The 13,457-nt window shown below is 68.8% G+C and carries 16 protein-coding genes and 1 pseudogene; 13 read left to right on the top strand and 4 right to left on the bottom strand.

Features of this window, described 5'->3' with window-relative positions:
- Positions 1–57 precede the first annotated feature (57 nt).
- On the top strand, positions 58–807 hold the full coding sequence (locus OG352_RS16245; protein ID WP_329217728.1) for an HNH endonuclease: 750 nt from the start codon (positions 58–60) through the stop codon (positions 805–807).
- Here OG352_RS16245 and OG352_RS16250 read toward each other — a convergent pair.
- Complete coding sequence (locus tag OG352_RS16250) at positions 804–1,436, bottom strand: ATP-binding protein (RefSeq protein ID WP_329217729.1); 633 nt, start codon at positions 1,434–1,436, stop codon at positions 804–806. The genes OG352_RS16245 and OG352_RS16250 overlap by 4 nt on opposite strands.
- A 217-nt stretch (positions 1,437–1,653) precedes the next feature.
- On the opposite strand from OG352_RS16250, the gene OG352_RS16255 reads away from it, so the two are divergent.
- Together OG352_RS16255 and OG352_RS16260 are read left to right on the top strand one after the other, a co-directional pair.
- Entirely contained in the window at positions 1,654–2,499 is an 846-nt protein-coding gene (locus OG352_RS16255; RefSeq protein WP_329217730.1) for a helix-turn-helix domain-containing protein, read from the top strand.
- Positions 2,500–2,700, top strand: a complete 201-nt coding sequence (locus OG352_RS16260) for a DUF397 domain-containing protein (protein WP_329217731.1) — start codon at positions 2,500–2,502, stop codon at positions 2,698–2,700.
- A 49-nt stretch (positions 2,701–2,749) separates the two neighbouring features.
- Here the strand turns inward: OG352_RS16260 and OG352_RS16265 are convergent.
- Positions 2,750–2,842 (bottom strand): annotated as a pseudogene (locus OG352_RS16265) (Scr1 family TA system antitoxin-like transcriptional regulator); the annotation flags it as partial.
- 217 nt (positions 2,843–3,059) lie between these two features.
- Between OG352_RS16265 and OG352_RS16270 the strand changes: the two are divergent.
- The 8 genes from OG352_RS16270 to OG352_RS16305 all read left to right on the top strand — a co-directional run bounded on the left by OG352_RS16270 (position 3,060) and on the right by OG352_RS16305 (position 8,824).
- Positions 3,060–3,287, top strand: coding sequence for a hypothetical protein (locus OG352_RS16270; protein WP_329217733.1), 228 nt, complete (start codon positions 3,060–3,062; stop codon positions 3,285–3,287).
- A 43-nt stretch (positions 3,288–3,330) separates the two neighbouring features.
- Entirely contained in the window at positions 3,331–3,774 is a 444-nt protein-coding gene (locus OG352_RS16275) for a DUF6879 family protein (protein ID WP_329217734.1), read from the top strand.
- A gap of 26 nt (positions 3,775–3,800) precedes the next feature.
- A complete protein-coding gene (locus OG352_RS16280; protein ID WP_329217736.1) occupies positions 3,801–4,646 on the top strand; it encodes a helix-turn-helix domain-containing protein in 846 nt (281 codons plus the stop codon).
- 625 nt (positions 4,647–5,271) lie between these two features.
- On the top strand, positions 5,272–5,712 hold the full coding sequence (locus tag OG352_RS16285) for a hypothetical protein (protein ID WP_329217737.1): 441 nt from the start codon (positions 5,272–5,274) through the stop codon (positions 5,710–5,712).
- A gap of 91 nt (positions 5,713–5,803) precedes the next feature.
- Entirely contained in the window at positions 5,804–6,169 is a 366-nt protein-coding gene (locus tag OG352_RS16290; RefSeq protein ID WP_329217739.1) for a hypothetical protein, read from the top strand.
- Between the two features lie 197 nt (positions 6,170–6,366).
- Positions 6,367–6,996, top strand: a complete 630-nt coding sequence (locus OG352_RS16295; protein WP_329217740.1) for an RNA polymerase sigma factor — start codon at positions 6,367–6,369, stop codon at positions 6,994–6,996.
- Entirely contained in the window at positions 6,993–8,114 is a 1,122-nt protein-coding gene (locus tag OG352_RS16300; RefSeq protein ID WP_329217742.1) for a CU044_5270 family protein, read from the top strand. Before OG352_RS16295 ends, OG352_RS16300 begins: the two co-directional genes overlap by 4 nt.
- A 407-nt stretch (positions 8,115–8,521) precedes the next feature.
- Positions 8,522–8,824, top strand: coding sequence for a hypothetical protein (locus OG352_RS16305; protein WP_329217744.1), 303 nt, complete (start codon positions 8,522–8,524; stop codon positions 8,822–8,824).
- A gap of 64 nt (positions 8,825–8,888) precedes the next feature.
- Here the strand turns inward: OG352_RS16305 and OG352_RS16310 are convergent, their stop codons facing one another.
- Together OG352_RS16310 and OG352_RS16315 are read right to left on the bottom strand one after the other, a co-directional pair.
- The gene (locus OG352_RS16310) at positions 8,889–9,689 is read right to left on the bottom strand and encodes a hypothetical protein (RefSeq protein ID WP_329217745.1); all 801 of its coding nucleotides are present in this window, start codon (positions 9,687–9,689) and stop codon (positions 8,889–8,891) included.
- 111 nt (positions 9,690–9,800) lie between these two features.
- Positions 9,801–10,811, bottom strand: a complete 1,011-nt coding sequence (locus tag OG352_RS16315; protein ID WP_329217747.1) for a GlxA family transcriptional regulator — start codon at positions 10,809–10,811, stop codon at positions 9,801–9,803.
- A gap of 461 nt (positions 10,812–11,272) precedes the next feature.
- Here OG352_RS16315 and OG352_RS16320 point away from each other — a divergent pair, with 461 nt between their 5' ends.
- The gene (locus tag OG352_RS16320) at positions 11,273–11,722 is read left to right on the top strand and encodes a hypothetical protein (RefSeq protein WP_329217748.1); all 450 of its coding nucleotides are present in this window, start codon (positions 11,273–11,275) and stop codon (positions 11,720–11,722) included.
- Between the two features lie 102 nt (positions 11,723–11,824).
- On the top strand, positions 11,825–13,336 hold the full coding sequence (locus OG352_RS16325; RefSeq protein WP_329217749.1) for an alginate lyase family protein: 1,512 nt from the start codon (positions 11,825–11,827) through the stop codon (positions 13,334–13,336).
- Positions 13,337–13,457 lie beyond the last annotated feature (121 nt).

The raw sequence follows: 13,457 nt of genomic DNA on the forward strand, positions 1-13,457 counted from the left end.
CCCCGCGGTTCGCTGAATACACCCTCCGCCACACCGAACACTCATACGATATGGCTCATGCGGATACCGTCGTGGACTGAGGACGAGCTGCTGCTCGCCGGGGCACTCGTAGTGAAGAACGGCTGGCGCGAACTTCGGACCCACGACCCGGAGGTACAGGAGCTGTCGGAGCTGCTCCGCTCGCTGCCTATCCACGAACCCGAAGCGCTCGCGCTGCCGAGCTTCCGGTCTCCCGCCAGCGTCAGCCACAAGACCAGCGATTTCATGACCAACCACGGGCTCTACAGCGGCAGGGCTACCCGATGCGGCAAACCCACACTGCTCATGATCGATGCCTTCACGGAACGTGAGGCCGAGATGCTCCAAGCCGCTCAAGCCATCGAAGAGGGCATCGGCACGGGTGAACTGCACCTCATCCCCCCACAGCCCGACGAGGTCGACGAGACGGGGGCCAGCGCCATCGAGGGACGTCTCCTTGTCCGCTGGGCGCTCGCACGTGAGCGGAACCCGAAACTCCGCGCCCAGAAGATCAAGCAGATGCGGCAACACGGAGGCCCGCTCCGGTGCGAGGTGTGCGACTTCGATTTCGCCCGCACCTACGGGGATCTGGGCGAGGGCTACATCGAAGTGCACCACATCACTCCCCTCCACATCTCCGGAACGCGGGAGACCAAACTCGACGACCTGGCATGCGTCTGTGCCAATTGCCACCGCATGTGCCACAGATGCCGTCCCGGAGAATCGTGGCGTACACCGGCAGTCCTCCGGGAGTGGATCCGCAAGTCCAGCCCGGAAGGCACCCACTAGGCCACGTCCGCCTCGGCTTCGTAGTGCATCTGCGCTCGGTCGAGGACGTCGTCCGGGTCGTGGCCGCGGGCAGCGGTCCAGTGGAGCAGGTCGGCGATCAGCGCGACCGCTGACTCCGCAAGTCCCGCGTCACGCCTTCTTCCCTGCAGAGCGTTGCCCCTGTCGACGCTTTGATAGTTCTCAAGCGCCGCGACGGCCCGTTCGATGCGCTGGCAGGCGGATCCTGAGCTAATCGAGATCTCACACCACACCGCCTTGCCCGCCGCTGTGAGCACTGTTCCCCAATCGACTGCCAGCGATGCCAGCAGGTGCAGGCCGCGGCCACACACGTCGTCGCATCCAGCCGACTTCAGCGAGGGAAGGCTCTGGCTCTTGTCATGGACTTCGAGCCGCAGCCGCTCTCCCTTCCACTCAAGGATCAGAGTCGCCGACGCCCCCTCGCCGACGTGCTTGACGACGTTGGTGGCCAGCTCTGTGACGAGCAGCTCTGCTTCGTCGACCACGACAGGCATGCCCCACTGGCTCAGTTGCTTGGAGGCCGCTCTCCGGAGAAGGCGCACTTCCGCCGGCGCCGCCTCAAACGGCAGGACACAGCGGAGTCGGGGCTCGATGACGTCGTAGCCAGGCATGGCTACTCCTCCCTCCCAGGCCACGCACATACTGCGCCTGCCGTGTCCGTACGGCTGCACTGCGTAGCGATCTGAGAACGAGCATGGCATGGAGAAGTCTCGCTGTGTAACTTCTCACGAGAATCCATCGAGTGAATCTGATGGTGAGGCCGCCTCCCGACTGCCTAGCCTGATGAGGTTCTCCGGGCCTGCCGCCCGGCCATGGCGAAGGAGCCGCATGTCCGAACGGACCACAACCCGCCGCCGCCAACTGGGCGTGACGATGCGCAAGTTGCGCGCCCGCAAGGGACTGACCCTGGAGGAGGCCGGGCGGCTCGTCGGCGTGTCCAAGGCGACAGTCAGCCGGTACGAGACCACGGCCGGGACGGTCAAGTGGCTCGTCATCGACGCGTTGTGCCGGGAGTACGGGGCAACTGAGGCCGAGCGCAAAGCCGTTGTGAACATCGCCAAGGACGCCAAGCAGCAAGGCTGGTGGAGTTCTTTCGCCGACTCCATCCCGGAGAGCATGAACCTGCTGCTCACGCTTGAGGACGAAGCCGTGCGCGAGAGTCACTTCTCGTGTGTCTACGTCCCGGGCCTGCTGCAGACGCGCGCTTACAGTACGGCGCTGCAGAGAGCCAACGAAGTGCCCCTGGCCCCCGCCGAGATCGATCGCCTGGTCGACATCCGCATGAAGCGGCAGGAGATCCTCGCTCGCCCGAAGCCCCTGCGCCTGTGGGCGATCCTCGACGAGTCCGTGATCCGCCGCGTCGTCGGGTCACCTCAGGTCATGCAGGAGCAGCTCGACCGACTACTCGCAGCGAACGAGTCTCCTCACATCACGCTTCAGGTACTCCCCTTCTCCAAAGGAGCCCACGCTGCCGCACTGGGAAGCTTCGTCATCATCGGCGGCACCGAGCCGGCTCTCGATGTGGTCTACGTCGACTTCCACACGGGCTCCCTCTTCCTGGAGAAGGAGGAGGAGCTGGAGCGATACAGACTTGCGTTCGAGTACCTCCAGGCACAAGCGTTGGACATGGAGGCCTCCTCCGCCATGATTCATCGCGCCCGCAAGGAGTTGTGAATGTCCGCCGGCCCCCCTCAGCCTCCCTCCGAGCCCGTCTGGTTCAAGTCGTCGTACAGCGGCGGTAATACGACCGAGTGCGTGGAGACCGCCGCCGTGCCCGCTGGTGTGCTGGTGCGGGATTCCAAGGCGCCGGATGGCCCTTGGGTGTCGGTGTCGGCTGAGGCCTGGTCCAGGTTCGTGGGTGCCGCGGTGGAGTGATCTACGGGTGCTCCCGGTTTATACGGCCATGCTGCGATGATGCCGAGCGAACCGCCGGGAGCGCCCCGGCGGTGAGCAGGTAGCCGAGTTGTGCGGCCATCGCGTCCGCGTCGCCGAGCTGGTGGTAGAGCACTGCCTCTTCTACGTCGGTGAGTGTCCTGTGGACGAGACCCGTAAGTACGGCGTGTGAGCCGACTGGGCGCGCTGTACCTCGCATCCGACCCAGGAGCGGGCACGCTGCCGTGACGTGGCGGGGCTGTATCAAGGCTCGTAGAAGTTCATGCAAGTCGCTGGCTCGCTCTCCTGCTCAGGTGCAAGCCTGTCCATGTCGATCACCACCGACGGCTCTGGAGGACACCATGGCGTTGCACCGTCTGGGCAAGGACCCGGAGAGCCCCAACAACGGCTCTCCGACTGTGTACTTGGACGACGAGTCCGGAAACTACATTCTGCAGGGGTGGCGTGTCACGGATGCTGGTCGGCTGTCGCAGTTGAACGTCCCCGATCATGAAACGGTGATCGAGTTCCCGAGACGCATGATGCAGTTTTTCCCGGAGGTGAGCGGTGGCGACGGAGTCGACGTTTGAGGATCTGTTCCGCTCTGCTCAACACCACGCGTATCACTTGGAGATGAGGGACGCGTATGGGCTCGACGACGACTACCAGGAGTGGGCTGCGGGCAACCGGTTCGATCCTGCGGAGCGATGGCCCTGGTGGATCGACCTGGTTTCCTCGTCGGTTGCCCGTGGCCTCGACGTCCGCCGGGCGCGCATCGTGTCCGAGCCCGTCTCCTCGTATGTGCGGTACGAGTACGAGCTGACCAGCGGGCACAACGTGAAGGCGGGTGAGGTCGTGCGCTGGCTGCCACGCCGTCACGCCTCCGGGTTGGCTCTGCCGGGCAACGACTTCTGGCTCTTTGACGACGCCAGGGTCCTGTTCAACCACTTCGCCGGGGAAGGGACGATGACGGGCGAGGAGTTGGTGACCGACCCCGCCGTGGTGGAGCTGTGCGCCTCCGCGTTCGACACCGTGTGGGAACGGTCCATCCCGCACGAGGAATACCGGCCGGGCTGACCGTACGCACCCCGGGCCAGTCGAGCGTGTCATCGTCATCCAGCATTCAGCAAGCCCGAGAGGCACTCGGTAAGCGTCTGCGCGAGATCCGTAAGGATTCCGGGTTGACGGCCCGGGAGCTCGCCTCTCGGGCCGGCTGGCATGAAAGCAAGTGCAGTCGCCTCGAGAACGGCCGTACAACACCCTCAGACGGCGACCTACGCGCGTACGCAATGCACTGCGGCGCTACCGGACAAGCGGCTGACCTGATTGCCACCGCACGCAACATCAACGGTTCGTATGTCGAATGGCGACGCATGGAGCGCTCCGGTCTGCGTCGCGCGCAAGCGTCCGTAATCCCATTGTGGGAGCGAACTCGACATTTCCGGGCCTACTCGTCGTGGCTGGTTCCCGGACCTTTCCAAACGCGTGCGTACATCGAGGCACTCCTCAGGTCGATTCGCGATCGGCGGGCATTGCCCGACGACCTGGAAGAAGCCGTTCAGGTACGCGTGGACAAGCAGCGCATATTGCACGAGGGTCCGCGCCGATTCGCCGTGATCCTTGAGGAGAGCACACTCCGGCACCGGATCGGAGGCGCTGAGACGATGGCGGGACAACTTGGCCATCTGCTCTCTTTGGCAACTCTGCCGAATGTCAGCCTCGGCGTGATTCCGCTGAGTGCAGACCGCACCGCGCTGTGGCCCGTTGAAGACTTCTGGATCTTCGACGATGCTCAAGTCAACATCGAGTTGGTCTCTGCCTTCCTTACCGTGACACAGCCGCACGAGGTTGGCATGTATGCCCGCACGTTTGCAGATCTTGCTGACCTGGCAGTCTACGGCGCTTCGGCCCGCGCCCTGATCACCTCGGCCATTGACTCGCTCGGGTGACCATCTGCAAGTTCGCGCACGTTCGTTGAGGCCGCGTCCCCTCCCTTCGTAGCGTGATCCCTAGAAACGGCGGCGAGGGCTGGCAAAGGATGATGAGTGATGCCTAGCACGGCGAGAGCACTACTCCGTGAAGCCACAGAACTGTTCGGATACCAGGGGTGCCTGCTCGTCTTCAAGAACCCGGAAGAGGAGCTGGGCGACTACGCAGAATCGGCGGACGAAACCCCTCACTCCGTGCTGACCGCGCCGTTAAACGGCCGCGCTCCGCTCCGTGAGCGGGTGCGCCACGCCAATGCGCGGAGTAGAGGTGAGCTGCTTTGAGCTCGCTCTTGCACTTGCTCGGTTGTTTCACAGCGAAACGCGCGTGACTCGTTAAGCCCACGTGCCGACACGAGTTGGCGCGGCGCATCGCTGCATGAATTCCTTTCTCACGGATTCCCGCCGTTGAGTTGCTGGGGGGTGGTGGATATGGAGCCCCTCATTTACGCGACTGGATGCACGATCCCTCCCCCGAGCACACGACAGGCATGCGGGATTCCGGGAGAGGCGACCCAAAGGTCATCCCACTGTGAGGTGAATCAGTGCTCCACACAAGCCTGCTGCTCCCCGACAAAGAGGTCACCCGATGACTCCCACCGCCGCCGTCACCAAGACCCGCACCGGCCGTTCCCTCGTCACCGACGCAGAGTTCGAGACTCTCGCCGCGTTCTGCGCCAGCGAGTACGGCCTGGAGCGCTGTGTCGCCGACCGGGTCGTCGACCAGGCACTCGCGCTCGTCTTCGTCATGGGGACCAGCGGTGACGGCGCGAGCATGGCGCCGTCGCGGCAGGTCGATCCCGGCTGGCACACGCTCATCCTGCACACCGGCTGGTACGCCGACTGGTGCGAGCGCAGCTTCGGCCGCTTCCTGCACCACCAGCCCAACTCGAAGGTCCGTACCCGCGGGCTGATGGTCGACGTCGTCGGCAGGATCCGTGCCGCGGGCTTCGACGTCGACGAACGGCTGTGGGGCACCGACGCCGAGTGCAGCGCGCCCGCCTGCTGCGGCGACGGCCCCTGCTGCTGACGCCCCCTCCCCCACCACCGCGGGTCGGCCGTCCCGTCCTGTTTGGCCGGCCCGCGCCTTCCCGCGCCAGAACGGACCCAACCCCGTGTCCATGACCGAGCTGACCGCCAGCAGCCGCGTCACCGTCTTCCCCCTCGAAGACCTCACCGTCGCCTACACCACCCAGTCCAGCGACGCACGCGGACTCGGGGACATCGGGCTCGTCACCATCGTCGACGAACAGAGTGACGGCGACGAACTCTGGCGACTCGCCCGCGACCTCGGCGGCCGACCCCAGAGCTCGGACCAGGCCCGATGGATCCTCACCCAGGCGAGCCGCGCCCGCGTGGTCAACGCGTACACGACACTGCTGGACGCCAAGTGGACGGCGCACATCAGTCGGCGCTTCGAGCTCGACGCGCTCTTCGCGAACCACGAACTCCTCATGACCGGACGGATCACCCTGCCGAATCACTGAGTGAGTGACGGGTACTTCGACGCGGCGGTCCGCTGCCCTGGTAGTCGGTGGATTGCTGTCGGGTTCGTGGTGCGTGACTGTGATCGACGACACGGGAACTGCCTCCCTCTGTTCGGAGAGGTAGGTGTGTGAGGTCCAGCGGAGAAAGTGAAGAGGGCGAAGAGCGCGGTGCGTTCGCGTCGGGCGACGGGTGTCGTTTGCGGGGGCGGGTGCGGGGTGGGGAGCGGGCGGCGTTCGCCGAGCTCTACGAGTTGTACGCGACCGCGGTGTATCACCATGCGCTTCGGCTCACCGGTGACTGGTCGGTCGCCGAGGAGGTCATGTCGGAGACGTTTCTCGCTGCCTGGCGGGGGCGGGGGGACGTGGCCGTCGAAGGGGGGTCGTTGCGGCCCTGGTTGTTCGGGATCGCCACCAACAAGGCGCGTAACGCGGACCGGAGTCTGCGGCGGCGGCTCGCCTTTCTTGCCCGGCGGTCCGAGGCCGAGACGGTGGACGACTTCGCCGAGGACGTCGTCGGGCGGGTGGACGACGCTCGGCGGCTCGCCGAAGTGCGGCGGGTGCTGGGGCGGTTGCGGCGGCACGAGCGGGAGGTCATCGCGCTGTGCGTGTGGGGCGGGCTCGACTACGCGCAGGCCGCCGAGGCGCTCGGGGTGCCCGTGGGGACCGTCCGGTCGCGGTTGTCGCGGGCTCGGGCGCGGCTTCGGGAGATCGTCGAGCGGGAGGCGGGTACGGCGCGCACAAGCCGTACGGAACCTCGCCCTCGTCGCGGAGAGGTAGAGAGTGAGGCCGCGTTCGCGGTCCTGCCCATTCAGGAGGAAGCCCGATGAACTCCACTCCGGAGGAACTCGATGGACTCGACGAACTCGGGGAGCTGGCACGGCTGTTGCCCGTTCCTCCCGTCGAGCGGGGGCTGCCGTCCGGGCGTCACTCCCATCACCAGGACGTTTTGATGCAGCTCATCGACCGAGATCGCGATCGTGACCTTCATGAGGAGAACACTGGTTCTCTGTCCGCCCGGCCGGCCCGTCGGTTCTTGCGGCCCGCGCTCGTCGCCGGTGCCGTCGCCGTGGCAGCCGCCGTCGTCGCCGGGCTCACCGTCGGGATCGGGGGCTCGGGGCAGCACGGTGACGGTGGCGGTACGAAAACGGCTCGGTCCGGCGTGAGCAGTGCGGGAGAGGGTGGTCGTAGCGCCGTCGCGACGCTCGGGCGGATCGCCGCCGTCGCCATGCGGACGGACGTCGAGCCCGTGGACGACGGTCAGTTCGTGTACGTGCGCAGCAAGGTCGCCGGGAACGAAGGCGTCTTCGACGGGCCCGTCAAGCTCGGCGAGCCGCACGAGCGGCGGGTGTGGTTCTCGCAGCGGCAGGGGCCCGTGACCGACGTCGGGCTGATCCGCGAACACGGGCAGGACTGGCCGATCGAGGTCGGCGGGCCGGACGGCGAGGATCCGAAGGACGCCGGGTATCCGGCCGGATACGACCGGCCCACCTACGCCTGGCTCGCCGCGCTGCCCACCGATCCCGCCGCCCTGCTGAAGCTGCTCTACGCCGGCACCCACGTCGAGCAGGGGGACGACAAGGACCAGGAGGTCTTCGACCGGATCGGCGATCTCATCAGCGAGCAGATCATGCCGTCCGCCACCGCCGCCGCGTTCTACCAGGCCACGGCCCGGATCCCCGGTGTGACCGAGGTGACCGACGCCGTCGACGCGGCGGGACGGCACGGGATCGCCATCGCCCGCGAGGACACGGCGCAGGGGACCCGTGCGGAGTGGATCTTCGACCGCACCACCCTCGACTACCTCGGCGAACGCATCGTCTTCAGCCGGGACACCAGGCGGGCCAAGGCGGGGACGGTCTACGACACCAGTGCGGTGCTGGAACGGGCCGTGGTGGACAAGCGGGGGCAGGAGCCCGGCGAGCGCCGCCGGGCCGGGCGGAGTTAGGGGGGAGGGAGGGGTCGGGGGCTGGGGGTTACGCGGCGGTGTTCAGGAAGGTTGTCACCGCCTTGTGCAAGGCCTCCGGGCGGTCCAGGTGGACGTCGTGGGAGGCGGGCGGTCAGGTCGTCCCATTCGCCCAGGTGGCCCGCCAGGCCGTGGAGGAGCAGGACAGGGGGTGGCGGCGGTGCCGTGGGGGAGGGGTGGGGCGGGGACTCGTCGCGGTAGGCGAGGGTCGTGCCGTCGGGAGTGGTGAGGGTGGTGAGGGTGGGCAACTCGGGGTCCGTCCTGCGGGGGCGGGTGTGCGTCATGGGAAGAGTAGGAACGGTGGGACGCGCTTGCGGCTGCTTTTCTTCTCAGCGTTAGCCTCGTAACCGCTCAGGAGACGGACGTATCAGGGCAGGAGGCAGGCGGACATGGTGAAGGTTCCCGGTGCGGTGATCGCCGCGGGTGGGCTGGTCGGTGGGTACGGGGTGGCCCGGTGGACGAAGAAGCGGCCGCTGGGCGGGGTCGTGCTCGCCGTCGCGGGGGCCGCTGCCGCGCGGCAGTGGCGGCGGGAGGCGGGCGGGGCGGCCGCGGGGGCGTTGACCGTGGCGTACGTGGCCGCCTTCGCGGGGTCGCATCCGCTGGCGAAGAAGGTGGGGGCCTGGCCGTCGGTGTTCGGTGTGGCGGGCGCGGTCGCGGTCGTGTCGTGGGCGGTCGCCGACCGGCGTTCCTGAAACGTCCGCGGTCCCGGCCCACCTTGGGCGGCTGCTCCAGCGAGGGCCGCTTACCCGCCGAGGTCTACCGTCCCAGCGCCGACCGCAGCGTCACGCCGTGCCGGCGGCGCAGGCGTCGTATCTCCCACACCGACAGCAGGGTCACCGACAGCGGGCCGCCCACCAGGAAGCCGTAGAGGACGAGCGGCGGGGCGGCCACCTCCGGGTCGTCGAACAGGCCCAGACCGAAGAGGGACCAGACCAGGAGCGGGGAGATGAAGGCCGGCAGCAGGTCGTGCACGTCGCCGAGGCGGAAGCAGGAGTTGAAGGCGTAGACCAGGGCCGCCACGGTGACGGGGATCGCGAGGAGCAGCGCGGCGGCGCAGGCGAGGGTGCCGAGGACGAACGCCACGATCAGCAGGATGCCGAAGAGGATGCCGTGGTCGCCGAAGTCGGACGGCGTGATGATCTCGCCCTTCAGCAGCCGGACCAGGAACCAGCACACTCCGGCGCCGAGCACGATCGCGAACACGGTCAGCAGCGGGCCCAGCAGGCGACGCGCGTACACGCCGCCGAGCGGTGAGCGGGCCGCGGAGATGAACGCCGTCACGGCGACGAGCGCCGTACCGAAGGTGATCCCGCAGCCGGTCAGCAGGTCCTCCAGCTTGTCCATGACGAACTTCTCGCCGCCCTTCCGCAGCGGGTACGCCATCAGCAGCCAGACCGTCGCGGCCACCCCGACCGCCGTCCGGGCCCACTGCAGGACGCGGACCGTGGGGTCGTCCACCCGGTCGGCGCGGGAGGGTTCGGCCAGTGCCGAGGCGACGGCGAACGGGTTGGGCAGGGCGCGGAACGCGCCGGTGCGGCCCGGGTGGCCGGTGTTCACGTGCAGATCCCCCCGAGTACGTACGTGCCACGGTTCACGCGTTTGCGCGTGCCACGGCGCGTCACCTTATCCGATCTTCACCCAGGCGATCATGCTCGCGTCACGCCTGCCCTACTCCTGAACCGCACCCGAGTTCGCCCTCGATGCTGCACCCAAGGTCGCCCCCGAAGTCGTCCTCGAACGGAACGCCCGCCGGTACCCCTGGGGGCTTGTGCCCACCACCGTCCGGAAGCGTTCGCGGAAGGCTGTCGGGGAGCCGAAACCCGCCTGGGCGGCGATCCGTTCCACCGGGTGCGCCGTCGACTCCAGCAGGTACTGGGCGCGCCGCACCCGCGCGCGGTGCAGCCAGCGCAGCGGTGTCGTGCCGGTCTGTTCGCGGAAGCGGCGGTTGAGGGTGCGGGTGCTCAGGCCGGCCCGCTCGGCGATCCGGTCCAGTGTCAGATCGCTGCCGCAGTTGTCCTCCAGCCAGGTCAGCAGGGGTTCGAGGGTCGCCCCTGCGGGTGCCGGTGAGAGGTCCTGGACGATGAACTGAGCCTGGCCGCCCTCCCGTTCGAGCGGCATGACCGACAGCCGGGCCGCCTGTGCGGCGATCGTCGAGCCGTAGTCGTGGCGGATCATGTGCAGGCACATGTCCAGCGCCGCCGCCGCGCCCGCCGAGGTGAGGAACTGGCCGTTGTCGACGTAGAGGACGTTCGGGTCGACGGTCACCTTCGGGTAGCGCTCGGCCAGGTCCCGCGCGGCGACCCAGTGCGTCGTAGCGCGCAGTCCGTCCAGCAGGCCCGTCGCGGCGAACAGGAACGCGCCGACGCAGACCGACGCGATGCGCGTGCCGTTCGCCGCCGCGTCGCGCAACGCCTGCGCGACGCCGTCCGGCAGCGTCTCGGGCGGGCTCGCGACCCCGGGCAGGATGATCGTGTCCGCCTCGGCCAGCGCCTCCAGCCCGTACGGCGCCCGCACGGTGAACGCCCCCGCGCTCACCTCCCGGGACGGGGACGGCGAACAGACCCGCACCCGGTACGCCGCCCGCCCGTCGGGCAGCCGCGCCCAGCCGAAGGCGTCGATCGGGGCGGACAGATCGAACGGGACGACCCCGTCCAGGGCCAGTACGGCGACGGTGTGCATGGCGAGAGCGTAGGCATACGACGGATTCCCGCCGAGCCCGGGTGGCAGAGCGGCCAGACCTCCGGTAGCCGTCGGATGTTGTTGGCGAATTCCGAATTCCGTCTGGGTCCGGGCCTCCGGTGCTTGGTGAGCCCGTGCCGGAGGCCCGGCCCCAGACCCGGACCCGGACCCGGACCCGGGATGCTGTCGGCTGTGAATGTGACACTTGCTGCCGGAGGTGTCACATTCGCGGAACTGGTACCCGGCCCCGGCCGCCCCTGGACGCCACGCCACAGCGTCCCCGCTGGCCCGGTGCCCACCGAGCCCAGGTGTCTGTCCACCGGGCCCCGGCTTCCCGTCGCCCCTCAGGTGCCCGTCGCCCCCGGGTACCCGCCAGTCACACGCACCCCCTGGCCAGAACCCGTTGCCCTCTGGCATTTCTGCCACTTCTGCATGATCCCCGTGCCGCCTAGCGTCGGGCCGTGACCAAGTTTCTTCTCGCCGTGCACGTTCTCGCCGCGATCGTCGCGGTCGGACCCGTCACCGTCGCCGCCAGCATGTTCCCGCCCGCCGCGCGCCGCGCTCTGGCCGCGCCCGACGACGTGCGCGCGAGCGAGACCGTACGGCTGCTGCACCGCATCTGCCAGGTGTACGCGGCCGTCGGCATCGCCGTCCCCGTCTTCGGGTTCGCCACGGCGGGCGCGATGGGGGTGATGGGCGACCCGTGGCTCATCGTGTCGATCGTGCTGACCGTCCTGGCCGCAGGGGTGCTGCTGGTCCTCGTCCTGCCCCGGCAGGAAGTGCTCGTCGAGGGGCGGGGCGCACGGGAGGCGACCGTCCAACTCGCCATGTTCACCGGGGTGTTCAACCTGCTGTGGGCCACGGTGACGGTCCTGATGATCGTGCGGCCGGGGTCGACGACCGGGGCGTAGACGGTCCGGGTTTTTTCGTTATCGGTCCCGGCCCCCGTCCGTCTCCCGGGCATGCACCTGACTCGACCTCTACCTCCGCAGACCAGCCTCAGCCGCCGGAGCATGCTGAAGGCCACGGGTGTGGCCGCCGGGGCGACCGCCATCGGTGTCGCCGCGGCCCCGGCGGCGACCGCGGCCCCGCCCGCGACCGCCGCCGGCTACGCGCACCCCGGCCTCCTGCACACCGGCACCGACCTGGCGCGCATGGCCGCCAAGGTGAAGGCCGGCGCCGCGCCCTACACCGCCGGGTACGCCAAGCTCACCGCCAACCGGCACGCGCAGAGCGGCTGGGCGGCCAACCCGCAGGCGATCGTGTACCGGGGCTCGGGCGCGCCCCAGAACTACCGGACCCTCTACAACGACATCCACGCCGCCTACCAGAACGGCCTCCGCTTCCACGTCGGCGGCGAGAGCGCGTACGCCGACACGGCCGTCGCGATCCTCAACGCCTGGTCCGCGACGCTGACCTCGGTGCAGGGCTCGGCCGACCGGTTCCTCGCGGCGGGGCTGTACGGCTACCAGTTCGCGAACGCCGCCGAACTCGTCCGCGACCACGCCGGCTTCGAGCTCGAACGCTTCCAGAAGATGCTGACCACCGTCTTCGCCCCGGCCAGCGAGAGCTTCCTGACCAACCACAACAACGCCGTCGTCACCAACTACTGGCCCAACTGGGACCTCACGGCCATGGCCTGCGTCCTGGCCACCGGCATCTTCTGCGACGACCGTGCCCAGGTGGAGCGGGCCGTCGAGTACTTCAAGAGCGGCGCCGGGCTCGGCGCGGTCAAGAACGCCATCCCCGTCGTGCACGAGGACGACGGCCTCGCCGAGTGGCTGGAGGCCGGCCGCGACCAGGGGCACGCGCTGCTCGGCGTCGGCCTCATGGGCACCTTCTGCGAGATGGCCTGGAACCAGGGCATCGACCTCTACGGCTACGACGACAGCCGTTTCCTCAAGGGCGCCCAGTACGTGGCCAAGTGGAGCCTCGGCGGCGATGTGACCTACACCGCCAACACCCGCAGGAAGGGTGCGATCGGGGGCTGGTCGGGCAAGGAGACCGCCGCCGACGCGGCCGGCGTCGACCCGACGATGACCCGCCCGATCTGGGCGATGATCGCCAACCACTACACCAAACGCCGGGGACTGTCCGCCCCCTACCTCACCCGGATCGCCGCCAAGGCCGCTCCCGAGGGCGGCGGCGGGGACTACGGCCCCAACAGCGGCGGCTACGACCAACTCGGCTTCGGCACCCTGGCGTTCACCCGGGACGCGACGAGGACGACCCCCGGCGGCACGGGCGGCTTCAGCAGCTCCAGCGCCGCCGGCGGCTCGGGCGACTCGGCCGCGTCGGCGACACCCTCCGCCTCGACGACCCCGGCGAACCCGGCGAACTCAACAACCCCGACAGCCTCGACGACCCCGGCCAACGCCGCGTCCGCCGCCGGGAAGCGCGGTGACCTCGCCACCACCGGCTCCACCGACCTCGTCGCCTGGACCGCCACCACCGGCCTCACCGCCCTGGCCGGCGGCCTCCTGTTGCTGCGCCGCCGGGGACGGACCCGGGACGGAGCGGAGTAAGCAGCGGCCTCCCGAAGGCCCCGGCCCCCGGAGACCCTGGACACCTGGAGACCCTGGACACCCGGAGACCCTGAACTCCCGAAGGCCCCGGACTCCCGGAGACCCCATGTCGCCGACCTTG

This window comes from Streptomyces sp. NBC_01485, assembly GCF_036227125.1.
GTDB lineage: Bacteria > Actinomycetota > Actinomycetes > Streptomycetales > Streptomycetaceae > Streptomyces.